Origin of the sequence: Sabulibacter ruber, assembly GCF_017355955.1 — a bacterium.
GTDB lineage: Bacteria > Bacteroidota > Bacteroidia > Cytophagales > Hymenobacteraceae > Nibribacter > Nibribacter ruber_A.
Genome location: NZ_JAFFID010000005.1, coordinates 137,658 through 160,574 on the forward strand (window position 1 = coordinate 137,658; position 22,917 = coordinate 160,574).

Consider the following 22,917-nt stretch of genomic DNA (forward strand, 5'->3'; position numbering starts at 1 on the left):
TGCGTTAAAAGTAGTACTGGAAGGCTGGTGCGCGAAGGCTTACACGCCCAACCGTTCCTGAATGCGGGTGATGATTTCCTTGGTGTCACAGCCCCTGAACAGGAACTCGTCAAAGCCGTTGGCCTGCAGTTCTTCTTTCAGTTGCATGGGGTCATCGGCCAGAATCAGGGACGGACCCTGGCGGTGCTGGGCACGCATTCCCCTGGCAAAGGCTTCGGCAAAATCATGGAACTGTTTCTCGGGGGCCGCCATGACAATCACCTGCACATCCAGGCTTTTCACGCCGTTGAGCGCCTCAGGGACCGAGTTGAATTTCACCACCTGGGTAGTGAAACCGGAGCAAGTGAAGAACTCCCGGGCAAACGAGGCGTGGATGTGTTCCTGCAGGGCATTGCCCATGTGCACCACCAAAGCGTGCGGCCGGCGTTTCTTTTTCCGGAAATGCAGCTCGGTGGCCAGGCGCATCACCTCGTAGGAGTAAGCCCCGCGGGTATTGTCAAACTGCCGACTCTGGATGAGCTGCTCGGGGTCATAGTCCAGCTGCTCGTTGGGGTTGGGGAACTTGTTGGTGCCCACCAGTACTTCTTTGCCGCTGGCAATGTCTTTGAACTTCTGGTTGCTGGTGTCTTTGAGGATGTCCTGGATGTAACCCGCGTTGGAAGCCGGAATAAATCCACCTCTGGATTCAATGTCCTGGAACAGCGCCCAGGCTTTGAGGGCAATCTGCCGGGTAAGGTATTCCAGGTAATAGGAACCTGCGGCGGGGTCAATGGCTTGCTCCAGGTAGGCTTCTTCCTTCAGGATAATAGGAATGTTACGGGCGATGCGCTCGCTGAATTCATTGGCCTGCCGGAAGGTGCTGTCAAAAGGTTCTACTTCTACAGAGTTCACGCCGCCAATGATGGCGCTCATCATCTCGGTGGTATGGCGCAACAGGTTGGTGTGCGGGTCTAAGGTAGTCTGGTGCCAACGCGACGTAGAGGCGTGGATCCGCAGCGCCGAGGCCACCTCAACGGGTACCTCGTACGCTTCTACCACCTTGGCCCAGAGCAAGCGCGCCGCCCTGAACTTGGCAATCTCAAAAAAGTAATTGGTGCCTGCCGTGAGGTGGAACTGCATGTTCCGGAAAATGCTCTCGGGGGGCAAACCCTGCTCAGTGAGGCTGTTGGTATAGCATACCGCAATGGCCAGGGTGAATGCCAGTTCCTGCACCAGCGTAGCGCCTTTGTTGCTGAAGTGCGAGCCGTTGATGGTAAGCGCGTAGAAGTTGGGCGCCTCAAGGGTTTGCTCCAGCAAATGGAAAGCGTGCTCCATGTCTAACTGCTTGTAGCTCTCAGAAGACAGGATAGGCGAGCACTTCAGGAAACCGTTTAAGGCGGCAAACGACAATCGCTTGCGGTACAGCCCCGTAGTGAGGTGATGGAGGAAATTAGCGGCCTCCGTGGAAACGGTGTAAGACACCGGAACCTTGGTCAGGTCTATCTGCTGAATCAGGTAATCGGCGTCAAAGTCATGGCCGTTCTCCATGATGAAATGGATGCCATCGGCTCCGCGGGTGAGCGACTGTACCGCTTTGTTTACGGCCTCGTGGCCCTTCCCCGAGGAGAAGATAGGCTGCAGGTTAACCCAATTGTTCTTGTCTTTTTTAGCGGTACGCAGGTAAGGGAATTGCCCAGGAGTAGTATTGATGGTCTTACTCTGGGGCACCTGGTCTTTGGTATAGAAGGGGGCAACGGTGATTTCCTCATAGCTCTGCCAGTGCAGATCCGCTAGGTCGCCGCCTTTCAGGTCTTGTTTTATTTTGGCAAGCCATTGCTCAGCCGTTACCGGCCCGAACTCCGGGAATAATGCCTCTGATGAGGTAAAGTCAGTCATACAATCGCAGGCGGATGTTTGGGTAAAGATACTCTTTTGCAGAAACTGTTCTACGGCTATTCCCGGAATTACGCCACCAGTTTCAGGCCTGTTTTCAGGAAAACCCCTTAGAAACAGCTTCCATTTGCCAGGTCCTGCAGTAAAATGGATGAAAAGGCTCCTTTCGGTGGATTTCTGAGGCTCTCGCCTCAGGGCAGTTGCAAACTGCCATCATGGTAGGTCCAAGTCACAGACTTGAACCATGGAGGAAAATGCGTGCAGGAGACAAGGCAGTGCCTTGTCTCTACGGTTCCACCATCACCGTCACTGCTACTGCCTCTTTCTTTGATTCCAGTCTTTCGAGCGAGCGCCTTAGCAGGTTCCGGTGCCGCAGGCATTGCGACCGTCAGGGAGCAAGGGAAGCTGGTACAGCGCGAGCGCGGAAGACGGGGCCCCGCGGCCGTGAGCGCATATCGCTACCTATGCAAAGAGTCGTTCATAAATCCATAGACAAGCAGAAGCTACGCCAGCGAAAGCAAAGAATCCTACCAGAAAACCTCCGGCGCTTTTCTGCGTCTCTATGCACCATGAACATTCCCCAAAACCATCTGTACATCGGGACCTCGGGCTGGAGCTACGCCTGGCGCGGCATCTTTTACCCGGAAGACATTAAATCGGCGGAAATGCTGCCGTTCTATGCCCAGCACTTCAACTGCACCGAAGTCAACAGCAGTTTCTACCACTTCACCATGGAGAAAACCATTCTCAAGTGGCTGGAGCAAACCCCTGCGCATTTCAAGTTCGCGCCCAAGCTGCACCGCAGCATCACCCACGAGAACCGGTTGCAGAACATTGAAGACCCGTTGCGCAAGTGGATGGACCGTTTCCTGCTCATGGGCGACCGACTAGGGCCGGTGCTGGTGCAGTTGCCCGGTTCCTTCCACTTCAACGAACTCATCGCGAAGCACTTTTTCACCCTCCTCCGGAAATTGTACCCAGAAACGGTCTTTGCGCTGGAAGTTCGGCACGCCTCCTGGCATACCGAGGAAGTGCTGGAACTGCTGGAGGAATTCCACATCTCCTTGGTAGTGATCAGTGCCGGGAAAAAGTGGCCTGCGCTGGCAACGGCTACCACAGACACCGTTTACATGCGCCTGCACGGCCATGAACAACTTTACCGCGGTTCTTACCCCGAGGAAGAAATTGAACGGTTTGCCTACATGGCGCAGGATTGGCTGCAGGACGAGAAAAAAGTCTGGTGCTTTTTCAACAACACCATTGGCGGGAATGCCACGGCAGACGCGGCAAGGCTACAACAAGCACTGCTGAACCTTTAACTTTTCACAAACCGAATCCAAAACCAACGGCTCAGCACCCACACCAATAAAAGCCATATCAGGAGGATGATGCCTGCTGCCCATAGATTATGCTTCAGGCTGGGTCTGCCTTCGGTTGCTATTCTGTGGCGGTACTCCTGCATGAGCCCGGTAGGCAGCATTTTGATGGTGAGCCAGACGCCCAGGGGAATCAATAAGAGATCATCCAGGTAACCCAGCACCGGTATGAAATCCGGGATAAGGTCGATGGGGCTTAAGGCGTAGGCTACAGTCACCGCGCCCATGATTCTGGCCGCCCAAGGGGTTCTCGCATCTCTGATCGCCAAGGCCAGAGCCCACATCGATCTTGAGCTGTTTCGCCCACGTTTTCAGTTTCTGATACATGAGCCTTTCTTTAAAAGAACAGTTTTAGAGTCTAAGGCTGGAATACTATTGGATAAAATTAGGAGCCATTCATTTTTTAAATGAAATCCTGACACCTAAATAAAGTAGCTTTAACAGTGTATACGCGCCGATGATGACAATCGCTACGGTAGGAGCAATTAAGGAATAAACAAAGAATGGTGGAAAAATTGGTGTATGCCAGCCTGGTATAATACTGTAAGAAAAGCCTCCGGGCAGAACTTGAAAAGTTAAAAACAATTGAGGCAAAATGGAAAGTAGAAGAAGAGCTAGCGCCGCATTTTTCTCCTTGTTTGTTATTAGCTGCATGGGGGATTGGCTAGAATGTTTTTGACATGCAGGTCAGTTCATAAATACCCAACCAAAAAGACTGCTTTTCGCTTATTTTCTGGAAAGCAGGCCAAAAACGGTTTTCTTTTTAATGTCAATCGTAGGGGCAATCCCTTGTGGTTGCCCTTCTGCGGTGACAAACCTTTAAGGGCAGCCACAAGGGATTGCCCCTAGGTATTTATTTTACAAATCAGCCATTACACAAAGATTTCGGCCAGCATGCAGCGGGCGCTTCCGCCGCCGTGGGCTTCAATGGTGCGTAGATCGGCGCGCACCATTTTGGTGAGGCGGTTGAGTTCCTCAAACTGGTCTTTGCGCAGGGCTTTGTAGGCTTTCTCAGACATGACCAGTACCGGTTCCCCAACCTTATTGCGCACTTGCAGCATGTTGCCGGCCATTTTCTTCACCTGGGCTAAACTCAGGTCAATGATGTCTTTGCCGGTGTCTACCAGCGCTTCCAGCAGAAGGCCTTGCTCTTCCTCGTCTTGGATGGCTTCCAGGCACACCAGCGCGAAATCTGCGCCAATGCTTAAGATGACGTTGGTGTGGTAGATGGGCAGTCCTTTCTCATCGGTGGCGTGGAACACAACGGGCCGGAAGCCCAGTTTGTCGCAGAACTCCTGCAAGGGCTCTGGGTGGGTGCGCTCAGACAGGCAGGCGTACGCAATCTTGTGCTGGCGGTCCAGCACCAAGCTGCCGGTGCCTTCCAGGAACTTGCCTTCGTTCTCAAAGTGGGTAAGGTCAATCACCTCGGTGAAGGGTAGGCCATGCTCCTGCTGCAGTTGGGCAAGTAAGTCTGGGTGGCGCTCCAGGCGGCGGGTAGGGGAGAGCATGGGGTACAACACCACCTTGCCTCCTTTATGGAAAGAGATCCAGTTGTTGGGGAAAACGGCGTCTGGGGTGATGGGGTCCTCCACGTCGTCTAAAACAACGGCTTCAATGCGGGCGGCCCATAATTTCAACAGAAACTGATTGAACTCGTCCAGCGCTTTCTGTTGCACCTTGGCCTCGGTGCCGGCCGGAACTTCCTGCTGGAAGGCGTTGGTGGCAGCAGTCTCGGGGTTTGAGCCGAAGCGGGCGGGGCGCACCAGCAATACCTGCGTAGCGAGCGGAGCGTTGGGGTGCGTGGGGAGTTTGTTTTCAGTTTCCATAAGCCAGACGTTTGTTTGGGCGTTGCAAGATACTTTAAAACAGGAAAGCGCACACCCTTTGTGGTTAAGAACCGCGCCCCCGTTTTATGGCCGATTTTCTGAAAACTGCCTGAAAACAAACTCCCCGTTCCTGGTTTACAAGAACGGGGAGTGAGCTGTTAAACTTATTTTACTGGTTTTACCTGAGAAAAACTGCTGCTGAAAAATCAAGCAGAGGGTGCGGTTCTGTTCCGCCAGAAGTACCGGAAGCACCGTCCCATGATGCCCCTGAACCTTTTAGGAAACGTGGCCCGGCACCAGCGCTTCAGTTCCCTTATCTCATGGATGAGAAGCAGACGCAGGCATTTCCGGAATTCTTTTTCAAACAACACTACATCAAAACTAACTTTTAACAGAATGAATTTACTGTACTGCAAATAGGATGTGGTCATAGTAATGATGATTTAGGATAAGTGTTTGCGTATAACTGGTTGAAACTAAAATACCCCTTCGGGGGGAGGAGGGATAAGTGAACAATTGGTAAACGCACCTGCTGTGCCAGCTAGGTTAACATTCGCCGGAGATGCAGGTACAGCAAGGTTAGCTCGGTACGGGAAAGAGGCAGGACAGTTCCGCTGGCTGCCCTTGCCGTAACCTGCGGCGAGAAGAGAGGGAGCAACGTACCAGAAACAGATATCTGAGTAGAAGACAAATGCCTGGATCTGTTGGTCGTTCCGCCCCAGCATGATAGCGCAGCTTGTGGAAGTTGAGCCCCGGAAAGATGCAGCCACGGGTTTGCCGGCCTCAATAGGCATACGCGGCAGAGCAACCAAGCGGTTTGTGACAAGACATCTATTCCCATGAACTAACTTCAACTGGCTGTGGAGCTGAAGTGTAACAATTTTATTTAAAAACCTATTAAAAGTCAAGGGGTTAAACAAAGGATTTAAAGCTCCAATAGGCGGTTTTTATAACATTTCCGGTGCCATTATGGGCCCGGGGCCTTTAAACCGTGGTTGGTTTTTTAAGCCTACCCCTCGTATCTTTGATAAAATCAGTATTTACACATGTCTTTATTTTCTTACCTCCGTACCCGCAGCGTTGCCCTGAGTGTAGGAGTAACCCTGGCGCTGGTTGGGTGCCAGAAAGAATTAGTCCCTTCGGTTAGCCTTACCGCCCCTACTGATATTCCGGTCACTACCCAGATTACGCCAGACCCTACCGCTGAGAGCACCATTACGCCTTACCGTACCCGCGTGGACCAAACCATGAACCAGGTGATTGGGCAGGCGCCGGTGGCTCTGGAGAAAGGCGGACCAGAATCTATCCTGGGAAATTTTGTGGCCGATCTCACCCGCACCCAAACCATGGCCGCGTACGGCAAGCCCATTGACATGGGCGGCATGACCGAAGGCGGCCTGCGCAACCCCATTGACCAGGGCCCGGTGACCGTGGGCGATGTGTTTGAGTTGATGCCCTTTGAAAACGAGATGCTGGTGCTTACCCTCTCCGGGGCCACCGTGCAGGAGATGTTTGATTTTGCCGCCCGCACCAAGATTCTGACGGTAGCCAACACCACCTACACCATCCGGGACAACAAGCCCGAGAACATCACCATCGGCGGCAAACCCTTTGATCCTTCCAAAACCTACACGCTGGCCATCTCAGATTACCTGGCCAACGGCGGCGATAACATGGGTTTCCTGAAAAACGCCCTGAAAACCGAAAAAGTAGGTCTGCTGGCCCGCGATGCCATCATGAACGAGATAAAGCAGCTGACCGCCCAAGGCAAACCGGTGACCGCCCAACGAGACGGGCGGGTGAAAGTGATAAAGTAGTAGCTCGTATTGCGTATCACGCAACGCGAAATTTTTTAAAAACCTTCAGTATCGTGCTACATGCTACGCGATACTTGATACCGAATAGAAAATGAACCGCAGGGATTTCATCAAAAATACATTGGCCGGAACGGCAGGTTTGGCGGTGTTGGGCTTGCCCAGCCTGGGAACGGCCGCCTCGGGACCCATTAAGTTAACCATTCTGCACACCAATGACATGCACTCCCGCATTGATCCGTTCCCCAATGATGGGCGCAAGAACGGTGGCATGGGCGGCATGGCCCGTAGAGCAACGTTGGTGAAGCAGATCAGGGCGCAGGAACCCAACGTGCTCTTGCTGGATGCCGGCGACATCTGGCAGGGAACGCCGTATTTCAACTTCTTCGGGGGTGAGCTAGAGTACAAACTCATGACCCAGATGGGCTATGACGCCGCCACGCTGGGAAACCATGACTTTGACAACGGCCTGGAAGGACTGCAGAAACAGTTGCCGCACGCCGGTTTCCCGTTCCTCATCGCCAACTATGATTTCTCAGACACCATTCTCAAAGGCCGCTTCAATCCTTACAAAGTGTTTGTAAAAGAAGGCGTGCGCGTGGGCGTGTTTGGGTTAGGCATTCAGCTGGCCGGCCTGGTAGCCGATAACAACTTCAAAGGCACCAAGTACCTGGATCCGGTGGCTACGGCCCAAAACATGGTAAAAACGCTGAAGGAGCAGGAAAACGTGGATCTGGTTATCTGCCTCTCGCACCTGGGCTACTCCTATGAGTACGACAAGATCAGCGACCGCAAGCTGGCCCAGCAGGTGAGCGGCATTGACCTCATCATTGGCGGCCACACCCACACGTTCCTGGATGAGCCCGAGAAAATCACCCACGCAGACGGCCACGTGACCCTGGTGAATCAGGTGGGCTGGTCGGGCATTAACCTGGGCCGGATAGATTTTACTTTCAACAGAAAAACCAAGTCAAAAACGGCTACAACGGCCTCTGTGCTGCCTTTGAATGACCGTGTCATAAATTCGTAATCTTCAAGTTTTTTTCTCTGTAGTTTTTTTTCATTTTTGTAACCCCCTGAAAAATTCTACACTCAAAAAAACGCGGGATTGGAAGAAGCGATGTTAATGGTAAAAGACTGTACAACCGTCTGGAATAACTGTTTACAGGTTATCAAAGACAACATTGGCGAGCAGAGCTACAAGACGTGGTTCGAGCCCATCGTGCCGTTGTCTTTGGCTAATAACGTTCTCACCATACAGGTGCCCAGCCAATTCTTCTATGAGTGGCTGGAAGAGCATTATGTGGGCCTTCTCAAGAAGGTGGTGTTCCAGGAACTGGGCAGCGAAGGCCGCCTGGAGTATTCCATCATTGTAGACCAGGGCAACGACCACAGCAAGCCCCAGACGGTCAATATTCCCACCAAGAAGGTGCCGGCCGCGGTAGCCAACTCCTACCGACCGGAGCAGAGTTTCCTGAAGAACCCGTTTGAGTCAAAAGCCATTGACCGGCACTTCTTCAACTCGCAGCTGAACCAGAGCTACACCTTTGAAAACTACATTGAGGGTGACTGTAACCGTTTGGCGCGCTCAGCGGGGTACGCCGTGGCCAACAAGCCGGGTACCACGTCTTTCAACCCTTTGATGGTGTACGGCGGCGTAGGTTTGGGCAAGACCCACCTGGTACAGGCTATTGGGAACCACATCAAGGGCAACAACCCAGATAAATTCGTGCTGTACGTTTCCTCAGAGAAGTTCGTGAACCAGTTCATTGAGTCTTTGAAGACCAACAGCGTGCAGGACTTCGCCAATTTCTACCTGCTGGTAGACATCCTCATCATTGACGACGTGCAGTTCCTGAGCGGCAAGGAGAAAACCCAGGAGATGTTCTTCCACATCTTCAACCACCTGCACCAGAGCGGCAAACAGATTGTGATGACCTCAGACTGCCCGCCGCGCGACCTGAAAGGCCTGGAAGAGCGATTGTTGTCCCGCTTTAAGTGGGGTTTGACCGCCGATCTGCAGAGCCCGGATTTTGAGACCCGGATGGCTATCATCCAGAAGAAGATGCAGAGTGACGGCATCCATATTCCGGATAACGTGATTGAATACCTGGCCTACAGCGTGGATACCAACGTGCGGGAACTGGAAGGGGTACTTATTTCGTTGATAGCACAGTCCTCCTTGAACCGCAAAGAGATTGACCTGGAATTAGCGAAAGCTGCGCTCAAACACATCATTGAAGATGTGGAGACGGAGGTGAACCTGGATTTTATCCAGAAAACCGTAGCCGAGTACTTCCAGGTAAGTTTGGATTCTCTCAAAGCCAAGACCCGCAAGAAAGAGATTGTGACGGCGCGCCAGGTGGCCATGTATTTCGCAAAAGAGTACACCAGCCACTCGCTTAAGTCCATCGGGTACCATTTTGGCGGCAGAGACCATTCAACGGTGATTCACTCTGTGCAGACCGTATCTGATCTGATTGATACCGATAAAAAATTCAAGGCTTCTATTCAGGAGCTGCAGAAGAAGTTCAAGGTGAAGGCGGTTTAAATAACGCGTTTTCTCTTACAGACCATATGATTTCAAAAAAGGCCAAGTACGCCCTAAAAGCACTTCTTTATTTGGCAAAGCAGCATGACCGCGGTCTGGTGCTTATCTCTGAGATTGCCACCGCAGAACGGATTCCGCGCAAGTTCCTGGAAGCCATTCTGGTAGATTTGAAAGTACAGCAGATTGTGCAGAGTACCCGCGGCAAAAACGGCGGCTACACGCTGGTGAAAGACCCGGCGCAGCTTTCGGTGGGCAACATCATCCGGATGGTAGACGGCCCCTTGGCTCCGGTGCACTGCGTAAGTCACCTGTATTACCGCAAATGCGAAGAGTGCGTGGATGAGGCCACCTGCGAGATCCGCCTGCTCATGAAACGCGTTCGTGACGCCACCTGTGACATTCTGGATACCACTTTCCTGGCAGATTTCACTAAAGTGTCGGCGTTGGTAGTGGAGGAAGAAGCCAACCAGATTTAACTTTCCTTAAGATAGTTGTTGCTGCCGTTTGGGGGCTGTTTTCTGTAAAACAGCCCCCAAACGGCAGTTTCTTTTTCCGGTAGTAGGTTCCTTGTTTCAATACGAGTTGAAATCACTTGAGCGTTGATTCTCCTGATCTCTATTTTCCTGGATTTTTCTGGTTCAAGTCTGAGACTTGGACCTACCATGAACTGAAATTTGCAAATCAGTGGTCGTTAGCCCCCTTCTATGGCCTTCTATGGCGCGGAAGTTACTTCCGTGCCTTTCTTTTTTAATTGCTACTTCGCCACCAGCTATTGTCAGGGGCCTCACCAATGACTCAGCCACCATCTCCCGCCCGCCGTTGTTGGTGTTCTCACCAACAACCCAATCTGCCTCTCAAGCCGCTACTTTCTATTTCCAGACTCAGAACTCGCTCTGCGGACGTTTGTCACTTTTCTCCTTGATGTTCAACCTAACCAAAAGAATCAAGAAGAAAAGAAACTCGCTGACGTCTAGACAATCTTTTCTTCACTGTTTTTGACTCCTGGTAAAAGCTAGCTGCTGTGTAGGGAGCGTGAGCCGCTGCCACTAGGTGAGCCACTGATTGTCCCGCGCCAGGGCAAGAGACTTCTAAGTGCTTCAATTCTGGTGTTTAGAAGGATCTTGAGAAGCCGTTTAACTATAAGGCTGAATTAGTTAGTAAGTTGTCAACTTTCTCCTTAGTTAGTTGGATTTCTAGCAATTGAGTTCTTTATTTGTCTACTTCATCTATAGAGTTTACCTATGCTGTAGAGTATTTGGCGTTGTTTTGGGTGCTCCTAAAGAGAAGAAGACAGATAACCAGTAACAAACTTTCAAAATATAAAGACAAGATCATGGCATTAAGATTAGGCGATATTGCTCCGGACTTTACTGCAGAAACCTCACAAGGTACCATCAATTTCCACGAGTGGATTGGCGACGGGTGGGCGGTGCTTTTCTCGCACCCGCGTGATTATACCCCTGTTTGTACCACTGAACTGGGCGCGGTAGCCCGCATCAAGGAGGAGTTTGACCGCAGAGGGGTAAAAGTGGCGGCGCTGAGCGTAGACCCGCTTGATTCTCATCACGGCTGGATCGCAGACATCAACGAGACGCAGAACACCACCGTGAACTTCCCCATCATTGCCGATGCGGACCGTAAAGTGTCTGACCTGTATGACATGATCCACCCTAATGCCAGCGATACTTTCACCGTGCGCTCAGTGTTCATTATCGGGCCAGACAAGAAAGTGAAACTGATCTTCACGTACCCGGCTTCTACCGGTCGTAATTTCGCCGAGATCCTGCGCGTGATTGATTCCCTGCAACTGACTGCTAACCACAGCGTGGCTACGCCGGCTAACTGGGAAAACGGCCAGGACTGCGTGATTCTGCCTTCTGTGAAGCAGGAAGAAGTGGAGTCTAAATTCCCGAAAGGCCACGTGGTCATCAAGCCTTACCTGCGCTTAACGCCTCAGCCAAATTTAGACTAGTCCTTTGAAAAGCATTCTGCTCTTAGGTGAGCAGAAACACCATAAAAACAGAAGCGGCCATTCTGCAAAGAATGGCCGCTTCTGTTTTTATGGTGTTTCTGGAAAGATAGCCCTAAAACGGTGCCTATCTGCGGTTACTGGTGGTTTCGGTTACCGGAATCGCGTGCTTATCGGCTACTTCCAGAAGTTTCTCCCTTGCTATCTTCTGTCCTTTGCGGGTACTGATCAGCCTAAGGTTCACGTGGCATTTGCTGCCGTCGCGCATGGCAAAACGGGCCTGGGCTGGGCCAAGGGTAATGCCCATCACATCCTGCAGGTGAATCGCGGTTTTCTGTTTGAAGTGCCCGCGTTTCTCTACCACGTAAGCCGGCGTAATTTCCAGGTAAGACTGGCGGCCAAACAAAGAGGTATTCTGGGCCAGAATGAACAGCAAATAGCCAAATGCCAGAATCAGGAACACATAATGGATAAAGTGGCGGTCGTTAGTGGAATCAACCGGTTCGGTCAAAATCAGAAACAAGCCGTACGCCAGCCACAACAATACCAGTGCCAACTGCACCCCGAAGGAAATTTTGTGGTCACGTGACGGCCGTAACCCAACCCTAGCCAATGATTTCATGCAATAAAATTATTGGGCAAAGATAGCGAAATTTTGATATCCGCCGGAAAGTCCCGTGGGTAGAGCTTAGGCGCTTTTCAACGTGGCTTTCAAGGTCATCTCTGGCACAGAAGCCAGGGCTCTGGAGATTGGGCAACCTTCTTTCGCTTTCTGGGCCAGTTGCTGCAGTTCGTCATCAGACAGACCGGGCGCCTCCACTTCAGTGGTAAGGTCAATCTTACGGATGTACGGACCATTTTCCTGCCCTAAAAACACTTTCGCCTCGGTTCTCACCGAGGTGGCTGTTTTGCCGGCGCCTTCCAACAGGCTGCTCAGGAACATGGAGAAACAGCCCGCGTGGGCCGCGCCAATCAGTTCTTCTGGGTTTGTGCCGCTAACACCTTCCTCAAAGCGTGATCCAAAAGAGTAGCGCGCATCTAAGGTGCCGCTTTGGGTAGATACGGTTCCTTTGCCATCTTTCAGGCCGCCTTCCCAGACGCCTGTACCAGTGTTTGTTGCCATAGTTTTATCTTTTTGGTTTGGTTTCTTCAAAGTACTAAAAAAACCGGATATGGTTTTATACGGATGGTGTAAGGGAGTAAACCCATAACCTGTTTCTGGCAACCTACTGTGCGGAATAGGGCAGAGCCAACGGGTGCTCTGGTAGACGCCAGTCTGTTTTAAAGCCATTCTTCTAAAATCTGCCCAAAAACGGCTGCGCCGCCACATGAAGAGAACTAACGTAAGATTGCTATCTTTACCGCCATCAGGTACTGACCTATTCTGCGTTGTAAGCGTAGGAGGTGCCTATTTCTTTGAATGTCATTGCATGGGAATTAAAGCGTTCTTGAGTAAACCTTTGGCCGCCTGGACAGTTGCCCAGCAGAAAAGCTGGATGGAACAACCCGGCCAGGCACAACAACGGGTTTTTGAGTCGATTATCCGGAAAGGGGCTAACACCGCTTTCGGCAGAGATCACCATTTCAAGGACATTCAGACACCCAAGGATTTTGCCCAGGCCGTACCCGTGCGGGACTACGAGGCCCTGAAACCCTACTTTGACCGACTCAAGAAAGGCGAACGCGACGTGCTCTGGCCCGGTTTGCCCTTGTACTTCGCCAAAACCTCGGGCACTACCTCCGGTACCAAGTACATTCCCATCACCCAGGATTCCATCCCGAATCATATCAACGGGGCTAAAAACGCGCTGCTGAACTACATCCATGAAACCGGCCGAGCGCAGTTTCTGGACGGGAAACTGATTTTCCTGAGCGGTAGCCCGGTGTTGGAGCAAGTGGCAGGCATCAATACCGGTCGGCTCTCTGGCATTGTGAACCACCACGTGCCGGGGTATCTGCGCACAAACCAACTGCCCAGCTATGAAACCAACTGCATTGAGGACTGGGAAACCAAGCTGGACGCCATTGTGCAGGAGACCATAAACGAGCGGATGACCTTGATCTCGGGTATTCCTCCGTGGGTGCAGATGTACTTTGACAAACTCATGGCCCGCACCGGCAAGCAGATCAAAGACGTGTTTCCAGATTTCAACCTGTTTGTGTACGGTGGTGTGAACTTTGCCCCGTACCGGGCCAAATTGTTTGAGAGCATCGGGCGGAAGGTAGATTCCATTGAGACATTCCCCGCCTCCGAGGGCTTCTTCGCGTTCCAGAACCAGCAGGACGACCCCGGTTTGCTGTTGCTGGCCAACAGCGGCATCTTCTATGAGTTCATCCCCGCTGAGGATTTCCATCTGCCCAGTCCGCGTCGCCTTACCCTGGCCGAGGTGCAGGTAGGAGTGAACTACGCGCTCATTGTGAACAGCAACGCCGGGCTGTGGGGCTACTCCATCGGCGATACCGTAAAATTTATCTCGCTGTTTCCGCACAAGCTGGTGGTGAGCGGCCGCTTGAAGCATTTTATTTCGGCTTTTGGGGAGCATGTGATTGGCGAGGAGGTGGAAAGTGCCCTGCAAGCCACCATGGCCGAGTTCCCCGAGGTAGCCGTGACGGAATTCACCGTGGCCCCGTACGTGAGCCAGGGCGAAGGTGCCTCTTACCATGAGTGGCTCATCGCCTTTGACACGCCGCCGCACGAGCCCGAGCGCTTCGCTAAGGCGCTGGACCAGCACCTGCGCAGGCGCAACACCTACTATGACGACCTTATCTCGGGCAACATCCTGTCCACCCTCAAGGTGACGCCGCTACCCCCCGATGCTTTCCAGCAGTACATGAAGCGCCAGGGCAAGTTGGGCGGCCAGAACAAAGTGCCCCGCCTGAGCAACGACCGTACCCTGGCCGAGGGCTTGCTGGAACTGGTACGGTAGTCTGTTTTAAGGCTGGTTTTGGTAAACCAAGGTGAAAACGGCAGGTTGAAAAAGAATTTGTACTGGCTACTTGAGGGTGTACGGCCTGAATCAGGTCTTCTAAGCGATTAATCCTAAGTCAATCCATGCGAAACCGCTACCCGCAAGCCGCCAGAAAACTCCTACTACTGGTATTCTTCCTGCTGTTCGTGCTCCCGTTCACGTTCGGGCAGAGCAAAACCTTCACCAGAGACCAGTACCAGGAGGATTTCCTGTTTTTCTGGAAAACCATTGGCGAAGACTACGCTTACTTTGACAAAAAGCAAACCGATTGGAATAAGGTAAAAGACCTGTACCTGCGCCAACTGGACACTGTCTCCACCAACCGGCAGTTTGTCTCTTTGCTGGAACGCGCCTTCCATGAAATCTATGACCATCATGCCTCGCTGAACACCAACACCAACTTTTCTCCACGTCTGGTGCCCTCCGGAACCGATCTCTGGGCCGAGTTTGTGAACGGCAAACCCATAGTGCTGGAGGTGAGAAGAGGCTTGGGGGCCGAGAAAGTAGGAATGCAAGCCGGAATGGAAGTAGTTTCCGTCAACGATGTGCCGGTACAAGCCGCTTTGAGTCCATTTTTAGGAAAATCACTTAAAACCGTGGATGTGGAGGCGAAGAACTATGCCCTGCGCACTTTGCTGGCCGGTAACCACGTGCAGCCCCGGAAAATCACCGTCCAGGAGAACGGAAAGCTGCGCACCTTTTACCCCGATGCACCCCAGATGCTGCTGGAGGACATTCAGTACCCTTCCAAAGTGGAAGCCCGCGAACTCAACGGCATCGGGTACATCAAGATCAACAATTGCCTGTTTGACAATAGCCTCATTCCCGCCTTTGACAGTGTGCTGAACACTCTGACCAATACCAAAGCCCTGGTGCTGGACCTAAGGGAGACACCCAGCGGCGGAAACACCACGGTGGCCCGGGCCATTCTGGGTAGGTTCATCACCAAAGACGAGTACTACCAAAAGCATGAACTCACCGCCGAGGAGCGCCAGTACGGCGTGAAACGGAGTTGGGTAGAGATTGCCTCGCCGCGGGGGAATGTCTATCGCAAACCCTTGGCGGTGCTGGTCGGTCATTGGACCGGGAGCGTGGGAGAGGGTATCACCATCGCGTTTGACGGCATGAAGCGGGGTACTATCATTGGGAGCAGACTTGCCGGCCTGAGTGGCGCCATTTACTCGTATCAATTGCCCAATACCCGCCTCGGTTTCTCTTTCCCCGTGGAAAAACTGTTCCATGTGAACGGCTCACCGCGGGAAAACTATTCACCGGCCATGTTGGTTGATCTTACAAAGGAAAGTGCTGGCCCTGAAAAGGATGTGGTGCTGGAAAAAGCAATCACTTTCCTGAACGGGAAGAAAAAGTGAACTGGTTTCACCCTGTTTTCCGAGAAGTAGGCCTATAACGGGATTTGGTTCAGAATTAAAGCCTTAGGATCTTATAAGATGAAGTCTGCTTTCCCTTTCTTATTAGGCATCATTCTAATTATTGTGAGTAATATTATTGGTCACTATAAACCGTCATTTTCTCTTATGGCAACGGCTGTTTTGCCTTTTATTATTGTAGGCACCTTAAATATCAGGCTTTATAAAACAAAATTCCTTTTAACTGTGATGTATGGTTATGGAATCATACTTTTCAATGATTGGCTAGTCAGAGTATATGCTTGGGGAATTCATGATCAGTTAAAAAAAGATGTAATCTTACTGCTTTCAATAATTGCCTTTATTCTTTGTAGCGGGTGTATGTTAATTTATTCTTTTACAAGAACTGCAGCTGTAGAAAAGAAGACGGCAAACAGACTGAAAAATTCAGGTAGTGTGGTTGTGTGTGGAGCATTTGCCCAGCCTTTTACTTCGTATTTCTAATCGACCTATAAAATTACAGGCTTCCAGCAATCTATCTGAACCGAATTGCAGAGGAAAAGAAAGAAACTCCTGTTTTTAACCTAATTTCGCAGAAACAGACCGAAAATCGGTATTTAAGAAGAGTACATGAAGAAACGAGTAGCCATTCTTGGCTCAACGGGCTCTATAGGCACACAGGCGCTGGAAGTGATTCAGGCGCAGCCGCAGGCGTTTGAGGTGGAGGTGCTCACGGCCCATTCCAACGCAGATTTACTTATCGCGCAGGCCATCGCCTTCCAGCCCAACGTGGTGGTCATCACCAAAGACGAGCTGTACGACCAGGTGCGCGATGCGCTGGAATCCTATCCTATCAAAGTGTACGCCGGCATGAACGCCGTGAACGGCGTGGTGCAGATGGACACCGTGGACATTGTGCTCACCGCCATGGTAGGCTACGCGGGACTCCAACCCACCATCAAAGCCATTGAGGCGGGCAAAACCATCGCCCTGGCAAACAAAGAGACGCTGGTAGTGGCCGGGCAGCTGATTACCGATCTGGCCCGCGAGAAAGGCGTGAACATTTACCCGGTAGATTCTGAGCACAGCGCCATTTTCCAGTGCCTGGCCGGGGAGTTCCACAACCCCATTGAGAAAATCATCCTGACCGCCTCAGGCGGACCGTTCCGGGGTCGGGATAGAGCGTATCTCCAAACGGTGACCAAGGCACAGGCGTTGAAGCACCCCAACTGGGACATGGGTGCCAAAATCACCATAGATTCGGCCTCGCTCATGAACAAAGGGCTGGAGGTGATTGAAGCCAAATGGCTCTTCGGGTTGCGCAACGACCAGATAGAAGTAGTGGTGCACCCACAATCTATTGTGCATTCGCTCGTTCAGTTTGAAGACGGCTCTTTGAAGGCGCAGATGGGCTTGCCCGATATGAAGCTGCCCATCCAGTACGCCCTGAATTACCCTAATCGCTTGAAAGCAGATTTCCCCCGGTTCAACTTCCTCAACTATCCGCAACTCACCTTTGAGCAACCAGATCTGGAGACGTTCCAGAACCTGGGACTGGCGTTTGCGGCCATGGAAAAAGGCGGCAATGCCCCGTGTGTGCTGAACGCGGCCAACGAAGTGGCGGTGGCGGCTTTTCTGCGCGAGGAGATTGGCTTTTTGGAGATGTCTGATCTCATCTCTGACTGTCTCGCTAAAGTTGCGTATATTGCCAAACCTTCTTTGGAGGATTTCGTGCAAACCGATCAGGAAACGCGGCAAATGGCGTTGAGCCTGATGCAGGCGTAATTCTTTTCCAAAACAGACGACTAAAATAAACACAAACCGTTGAGGTACAGAACTGATACCTGAACGAATACCTCATAACTTCTTTCAATGGATGCATTAGTAATGGCCGGCCAGTTGATTCTGGGCCTGACCATCTTAGTAGGAATACATGAACTGGGCCACATGCTCACGGCCAAATGGTTTGGGATGCGCGTGGAGAAATACGCCATCGGGTTCCCGCCCAAACTGGTGAGCAAACAAGTTGGCGAGACGGAGTACATGATTGGCATGATTCCGCTGGGCGGATTCGTGAAGATCTCCGGCATGGTAGACGAGTCTTTGGACACGGCCATGCTGTCGCAGGAGCCGCAACCTTGGGAGTTCCGAGCCAAACCAGCCTGGCAGCGCCTTATTGTGATGATGGGCGGCATCATTTTCAACGTAATCACCGGTATCATCATCTTCGCGGCTTTGACTTACATGTACGGTGAGAGCTATTTGCTGGCCAAAGACGTGCAGTACGGCATTGAAACCAACGAGATTGGCGAGCAGATTGGCCTGCGCGACGGCGACAAGATTGTGGCCATCAACGGCAAACCCCTGGTAGAGTTCCAGGATGTGTATAGCCCCGATGTGCTGTTAGGGCAAAACGCCTCTTATACCGTAGAGCGCAACGGCCAGCAGGTTCAGGTGCCAGTTCCCGGTAACCTGATTGACAAACTAGCCGACGGTGACAAAGCGGGCTTCATCATGCCCCGTGAGCCGTTTGCCGTAGAAAACGTGAAGGCCAAGAGCCCGGCCTCGGCGGCGGGTCTGCAACCCGGTGACCGCATCACCAAAGTAGGCAACCAACCGGTGCAGTTCTTCCATGAATTCCAGCAGGCGCTGCAGGCAAACAAAGGCAAGAAAATAGCCCTGCAGGTTGAGCGCAACGGCCAGCCCGTTACCTTGAACACCACGGTAGACGAAGACGGTACCATTGGGTTCTATCCTAGAATGCTGTTGCCGCGTGCTACCCGTGAGTACGGTCTGTTGGCCTCCATTCCGGTGGGCGCAGAGAAAGCCTTTGGGGTGATCACCACCAACATCAAAGGGTTCGCGAAGATTTTCCGGGCGGAGGTTTCTCCGTCTAAGGCGTTGAGCGGCCCAATTGGCATTGCGCAGATTTTCGGGGGTAATTTCTCCTGGATCAACTTCTGGGCCATCACCGCCATGTTGTCTATGGTGCTGGCGTTCATGAACTTCCTGCCTATTCCGGCGTTGGACGGCGGACACGTGATGTTCCTGACCTACGAGATGATCTCGGGCCGCAAGCCTTCTGACAAGTTCCTGGAGAACGCCCAGAAAGTAGGCATGGTCTTGTTGCTGGGGCTTATGGGCTTTGCCATCTTCAATGACTTCTTTAAGCTGTTGTTCAGATAAGTAGTACCAAAACAGGCATTCTGTTGATAAATAATTGCCAGGGAAGACGCACGATGAGGGCGTCTTTCTCTGTTTATAGGGGAAGAGTATGAGTAAGATGAAGATGTTGGCAGTTACGCCTAAGTTCTGGCTGAGCCTGTTGGCGGCACTGTGGTTGCCGGTGGCGGCTTGGGCCCACGATTTCCACACGAGCATTACCGATGCCCGCTACAACCCCAAGAATCAAACCTATGAGCTTTCGGTGAGGGTGTTCGCCGATGACCTGGAGGAAGCCCTGAGCCGCCGGCACAAAACCACCGTTCGCCTGGACCGGTCTGAGCGGGTGAACAAGCTAATGGCCGAGTACCTGCAAACCCATCTGGCTATTTCCACGGTGAAAGGCACCCGGGCGGCGCAGAAGTTTGTAGGGGCCCAGGAAGAAGCCGATGCCATTTGGCTGTACGTGGAGATTCCGGCCGGTAAAATGCCCAGCGGACAGGTTTGGGTGCAGAATGCGCTGCTCACCGAGGTGTTTGATGACCAGACCAACATCCTGAACCTGGAGGTGGCAGGCAAGAAGCGGTCGGTGTTGTGCCGCACCGGAGAAACGCAGCAAGTGGTTTCTTTGTGAGTCTTGGAGCCCCTAGTTCCTGAAGGCAGGGTAGCAAAATAGGGCTCTTTTGTTCCGCCAAAACAATGTAAAGCTTGCGGTTTTACTTCCAATTGTGGCGGCTATTCTTTAGTTTTAGATAGGAAAAGTAGATTGAAATCAGGTAAGCCGGTGTGATTCCATCTGGCCGAGAAAGGTGCAAGAGAAACCTTGTATGTTGCATTTTCGGTCAACGTGAATTTCGTTAATGATGCTGTTTTTGTCTCAGGAGAGGAGAGGGGTAAGCGAGCGGGGAGGCATGGTTAATGTTCGTTTTAAAATTATTTTATGAGAAAAAGCTTCCTTCAGGTAGCTGGATTATTACTGGGGTTGGGTGTGAGTAGCTGTTCTTCTGTGTACATGCCCAACGTACCAAACACCCCAATGCTAACGGCCAAAGGCGAATTGAGCACCGGCGGCCATATCACCCTCAAAGGCAATGCGAGTTTCAACTCGGCGTACGCGGTCACAGACCATATTGGTGTGCTGGTAGGCGGGGCCATGATGAACAGCAACAAAGACAAAAAGGATTTCCGGCACAACCTGCTGGAGGCGGGCGGAGGGTACTTCACCACCTTTGGACCGAACAAAAACCGTATTCTTGAAATTTACGCAGGTTTGGGCCGGGGCAGCAGTGACCGTACCTACAAAGACAGAACCCCCGAGGGGCTTGTCACCTATGACCGGCAGGAAACTACTTTCAACAAGTATTTCATGCAGGTGAACTACTCTTCCAAGAAAAAACGATTGTTAAGATTATTCGGGTCTGAGCACACGCTCAACTACGGTACTGCCCTGCGATTGAGCTACCTGACCATGAATGAATTCTACCGCAACGATATTGCCCAACCCAAAGAAGACAACATTTTCTTTGAGCCCATCTTCTACACGCGCATGTCTTTGACGCCGGCCATTCAGTTGCAGTACACCAGCGGCAGTAACTTCGGGCTCAAGAACCGTGAGTTTATGACGGCCGGCAACTCAGTGTTCAGCATTGGGTTCATTGTGAACGTGGGAGGCTTGAAACTGAAGAAAGACCCGCCAAGACCAGAAGACAGAACCCCTGCCTTGCCGCAAATCAGGAAAGGAACAATCAAGCTATAGTAGGTCAACCTGTTGCATAGCAGCTAAGTAATCAATGCCATAATGCTACTCTCCATGTTCTAAAGGAGAGTAGCATTTTTGTTTTCAGGTACTTAAGCGAAAAATAAGGAAAAAATAAATCGTCCTGTTTTAAGGTTATTTTCTGGGAGACAGGTCAGAAATAGGATTATTTAGAATAAGAAGGTTTGGGAGCTAGGGCGGATTTCCCTGGTTGTTAAAACTTCATGTAAGTTGTTGCAACTCTGGTTGGATAGATGTTGGCAGAAACTAAAAAAGCGATTCGGGGGTGTTTTCGCTAAAACACCCCCGAATCGCTTCACTGTTTAAAGCTTAATTGAGTATTACCAATCTCCGCCGCCAGTGGGAGCTTCCTTCGGTTTAATGAGCTTGAATTCCACCCTTCGGTTCACGGCACGGTCTTCAATGGTAAGCTCGGGCTTGATGGGTTCTGAGCTTCCTTTCCCAATCGCATCAATCCGGCCGGGAGCCAGGTTTCCTTTGTTTTCCAGGTACTTCTGAATAGCGAATGCGCGCCATTGCGATAACTCTATGTTGGCATTGGGATCGCCGCTGCTATCGGTGTGGCCTTCAATGCTGAGGCGTACCTGCGGGTGGTCTACCAGGAAGAGCACAATGCGATCTAGGGTAGGTTTCATGGCATCTTTAATCTCGGCCTTGCCTTCGTCAAATTCCAGGTTCTTGAAAATCAATGGGATGCTATAGTCAATAAGCGTGGTCATGATCTTCAGCACGGTGTCCTGTTTCAGGTCAATCTCCTTTTCAATGGAGAAGAAATCAGGGCTCTGGATCATCATCATGTAGCGGCTGTTGTCAATGAGGTCAAAGTCAAAAGAGCCGTCTTCGCGCAGATATTTAGAGGCCACCTCAATGCCGTTGTCCAGGTCAATGATGGAGATAATGCCGTTCAGGGGTTTGTTGGTCACAGAATCGGTTAGTACTCCGGTCAGTTTGGTCACTGCCAGGGGGTGCGCCTCCATGGGCAGCGGGAAGGAGAACAAATCCAGGTTCTTCAGGTCTGATGGCTCTGAGCGGGCGTAGTACAGATTGGTGGAGTTGGCGTTGATAGTGAAGTAGTACTCGCTGCCTTTGCCGTTCACCAGCGGCCCAATGTTGCGCGGTTCCTGCCAGCGGCCGTTCACGCGGTACGATTTATAGATGTCAAAGTCCCCGAAATTGAGCAACTGGCCCCGGGAACTGAAATACAGCACCTGGTACAACGGGTGGAAATACGGGCTCACCTCACTCTCGCGGGTGTTGATGATAGGGCCCATGTTCTGCGCTGGTGACCACTGTCCGTTTTTCTGTTTGTAGGTGAAATAGATGTCAGACATGCCAAAACCACCCAGGCGGTCAGAGGCAAAATACAGGGTGTCTTCCAGCGGCGAGAGGGTGGGTTGCGAGTCCCAGGACTTGCTGTTCACGTTGGCGCCCAGGTTCTTGATCTGGCCCCACGAGCCGTCGCCTAACCGGGTGGCGCTGTACAAATCACAGTTGCCCAAACCGTCTGGGCTTTCGCAGCGGGCGAAATACAGGGTTTTACCATCGCGGCTGAGGCAGGCTGAGCCTTCGTTGTAGACGCTGTTAATGGGCTTCCCGAACGATTGGCCCTCTTGCCAAAAACCGCCCTCAAAACGCGAGAAATACAGGTCTTCATCGGTGCCTTTGCCCTTTACGCCTTTGCGGCGGGAGGTATAAATGAACAGTTCCTCGTCTGAGTGCACGGCCGGGCCGTAATCCTCGGCTTTGGAGTTGATGGCATCGCCCATGTTGGTGTAAATGCCGCGCGGAGGCTTGAACGTAGCCACCGATTTGCGGTACTCCACCAGTTCATAGTAGTACTGCAGCGGCACGTACAACTCTTTGTTTTTCGCCTCCAAGGAGTCATAGTACTGCTGCACTTGCCTGATATCGGTGCGGTGGTGTTTCAGGACCAGCCGGTAATAGGCAATGGCTTTCTCCTTTTGGCCTAAACGCTCATATAATTGGCCTAAACGCCAGAGAAGTTTTGTATCTTTATAGAAATTTTCAATCCCGAAATTGCCCACGTACTCCGCCAGCAGAGGCAAAACCTTATCCCAGGCTTTTTTCTTCTCCAGCTTCAGGATGGTTTCGTACTTTGACTTCTGGTGATAGTAGGGCAGGCGGTTTATGTTGGGGAAGTCCAGGACTATACCAGCATCAGGGGCTCGCTTCTTAAGAGAGTCATTGACAGGCTTGAGCTTCAGACGCAAGGG

At 51.8% G+C, this 22,917-nt stretch carries 21 protein-coding genes; 13 read left to right on the forward strand and 8 right to left on the reverse strand.

Going from position 1 to position 22,917, the window contains the following annotated elements; translation table 11 throughout:
* Window positions 1-39: 39 nt before the first annotated feature.
* Window positions 40-1,875, reverse strand: a complete 1,836-nt coding sequence (locus JT719_RS20650) for a methylmalonyl-CoA mutase subunit beta (protein ID WP_207435655.1) — start codon at window positions 1,873-1,875, stop codon at window positions 40-42.
* A 566-nt stretch (window positions 1,876-2,441) separates the two neighbouring features.
* On the opposite strand from JT719_RS20650, the gene JT719_RS20655 reads away from it, so the two are divergent.
* Window positions 2,442-3,191 (forward strand): DUF72 domain-containing protein, encoded by a 750-nt coding sequence (locus JT719_RS20655; RefSeq protein ID WP_207435656.1) that lies wholly within the window; start codon window positions 2,442-2,444, stop codon window positions 3,189-3,191.
* Here the strand turns inward: JT719_RS20655 and JT719_RS20660 are convergent.
* The 4 genes from JT719_RS20660 to JT719_RS20675 all read right to left on the reverse strand — a co-directional run bounded on the left by JT719_RS20660 (window position 3,188) and on the right by JT719_RS20675 (window position 5,505).
* Window positions 3,188-3,517, reverse strand: a complete 330-nt coding sequence (locus tag JT719_RS20660; RefSeq protein WP_242693389.1) for a YkvA family protein — start codon at window positions 3,515-3,517, stop codon at window positions 3,188-3,190. The two genes, JT719_RS20655 and JT719_RS20660, sit on opposite strands and share 4 nt — an antisense overlap.
* Before the next feature lie 127 nt (window positions 3,518-3,644).
* Window positions 3,645-3,902, reverse strand: a complete 258-nt coding sequence (locus JT719_RS20665) for a hypothetical protein (protein ID WP_207435658.1) — start codon at window positions 3,900-3,902, stop codon at window positions 3,645-3,647.
* Window positions 3,903-4,120: 218 nt separating this feature from the next.
* On the reverse strand, window positions 4,121-5,074 hold the full coding sequence (gene ctlX, locus JT719_RS20670; RefSeq protein WP_207435659.1) for a citrulline utilization hydrolase CtlX: 954 nt from the start codon (window positions 5,072-5,074) through the stop codon (window positions 4,121-4,123).
* A 206-nt stretch (window positions 5,075-5,280) separates the two neighbouring features.
* Window positions 5,281-5,505, reverse strand: coding sequence for a hypothetical protein (locus JT719_RS20675; protein ID WP_207435660.1), 225 nt, complete (start codon window positions 5,503-5,505; stop codon window positions 5,281-5,283).
* A 615-nt stretch (window positions 5,506-6,120) separates the two neighbouring features.
* Here JT719_RS20675 and JT719_RS20680 point away from each other — a divergent pair.
* The 5 genes from JT719_RS20680 (at window position 6,121) to JT719_RS20700 (ending at window position 11,411) form a co-directional block, all read left to right on the forward strand.
* On the forward strand, window positions 6,121-6,891 hold the full coding sequence (locus JT719_RS20680; protein WP_207435661.1) for a 5'-nucleotidase C-terminal domain-containing protein: 771 nt from the start codon (window positions 6,121-6,123) through the stop codon (window positions 6,889-6,891).
* A gap of 91 nt (window positions 6,892-6,982) precedes the next feature.
* Entirely contained in the window at window positions 6,983-7,918 is a 936-nt protein-coding gene (locus JT719_RS20685; RefSeq protein WP_207435662.1) for a bifunctional metallophosphatase/5'-nucleotidase, read from the forward strand.
* 96 nt (window positions 7,919-8,014) lie between these two features.
* On the forward strand, window positions 8,015-9,439 hold the full coding sequence (gene dnaA / locus JT719_RS20690; RefSeq protein ID WP_207435663.1) for a chromosomal replication initiator protein DnaA: 1,425 nt from the start codon (window positions 8,015-8,017) through the stop codon (window positions 9,437-9,439).
* Window positions 9,440-9,465: 26 nt separating this feature from the next.
* Window positions 9,466-9,915, forward strand: a complete 450-nt coding sequence (locus JT719_RS20695) for an RrF2 family transcriptional regulator (RefSeq protein WP_207435664.1) — start codon at window positions 9,466-9,468, stop codon at window positions 9,913-9,915.
* Window positions 9,916-10,772: 857 nt separating this feature from the next.
* A complete protein-coding gene (locus tag JT719_RS20700) occupies window positions 10,773-11,411 on the forward strand; it encodes a peroxiredoxin (protein WP_207435665.1) in 639 nt (212 codons plus the stop codon).
* 124 nt (window positions 11,412-11,535) lie between these two features.
* Here JT719_RS20700 and JT719_RS20705 read toward each other — a convergent pair whose 3' ends face one another.
* Together JT719_RS20705 and JT719_RS20710 are read right to left on the reverse strand one after the other, a co-directional pair.
* Entirely contained in the window at window positions 11,536-12,030 is a 495-nt protein-coding gene (locus JT719_RS20705) for a hypothetical protein (RefSeq protein ID WP_207435666.1), read from the reverse strand.
* A gap of 66 nt (window positions 12,031-12,096) precedes the next feature.
* On the reverse strand, window positions 12,097-12,531 hold the full coding sequence (locus JT719_RS20710) for an OsmC family peroxiredoxin (RefSeq protein WP_207435667.1): 435 nt from the start codon (window positions 12,529-12,531) through the stop codon (window positions 12,097-12,099).
* A 307-nt stretch (window positions 12,532-12,838) separates the two neighbouring features.
* On the opposite strand from JT719_RS20710, the gene JT719_RS20715 reads away from it, so the two are divergent.
* The 7 genes from JT719_RS20715 to JT719_RS20745 all read left to right on the forward strand — a co-directional run bounded on the left by JT719_RS20715 (window position 12,839) and on the right by JT719_RS20745 (window position 20,662).
* On the forward strand, window positions 12,839-14,335 hold the full coding sequence (locus JT719_RS20715) for a GH3 auxin-responsive promoter family protein (RefSeq protein WP_207435668.1): 1,497 nt from the start codon (window positions 12,839-12,841) through the stop codon (window positions 14,333-14,335).
* A 125-nt stretch (window positions 14,336-14,460) separates the two neighbouring features.
* Window positions 14,461-15,747, forward strand: a complete 1,287-nt coding sequence (locus JT719_RS20720) for a S41 family peptidase (RefSeq protein ID WP_207435669.1) — start codon at window positions 14,461-14,463, stop codon at window positions 15,745-15,747.
* Window positions 15,748-15,825: 78 nt separating this feature from the next.
* The gene (locus tag JT719_RS20725) at window positions 15,826-16,248 is read left to right on the forward strand and encodes a hypothetical protein (RefSeq protein ID WP_207435670.1); all 423 of its coding nucleotides are present in this window, start codon (window positions 15,826-15,828) and stop codon (window positions 16,246-16,248) included.
* Between the two features lie 126 nt (window positions 16,249-16,374).
* Window positions 16,375-17,529 carry a 1-deoxy-D-xylulose-5-phosphate reductoisomerase gene (locus JT719_RS20730; RefSeq protein WP_207435671.1) on the forward strand — a complete coding sequence of 385 codons (1,155 nt, stop codon included), beginning with the start codon at window positions 16,375-16,377 and terminating at the stop codon, window positions 17,527-17,529.
* Between the two features lie 87 nt (window positions 17,530-17,616).
* Complete coding sequence (gene rseP / locus JT719_RS20735) at window positions 17,617-18,930, forward strand: RIP metalloprotease RseP (RefSeq protein WP_207435672.1); 1,314 nt, start codon at window positions 17,617-17,619, stop codon at window positions 18,928-18,930.
* Between the two features lie 88 nt (window positions 18,931-19,018).
* On the forward strand, window positions 19,019-19,540 hold the full coding sequence (locus JT719_RS20740; RefSeq protein ID WP_207435673.1) for a DUF6702 family protein: 522 nt from the start codon (window positions 19,019-19,021) through the stop codon (window positions 19,538-19,540).
* Window positions 19,541-19,846: 306 nt separating this feature from the next.
* A complete protein-coding gene (locus JT719_RS20745) occupies window positions 19,847-20,662 on the forward strand; it encodes a hypothetical protein (RefSeq protein WP_207435674.1) in 816 nt (271 codons plus the stop codon).
* A 341-nt stretch (window positions 20,663-21,003) separates the two neighbouring features.
* Here JT719_RS20745 and JT719_RS20750 read toward each other — a convergent pair whose 3' ends face one another.
* The gene (locus JT719_RS20750; RefSeq protein ID WP_242693390.1) at window positions 21,004-22,914 is read right to left on the reverse strand and encodes an OmpA family protein; all 1,911 of its coding nucleotides are present in this window, start codon (window positions 22,912-22,914) and stop codon (window positions 21,004-21,006) included.
* Window positions 22,915-22,917 lie beyond the last annotated feature (3 nt).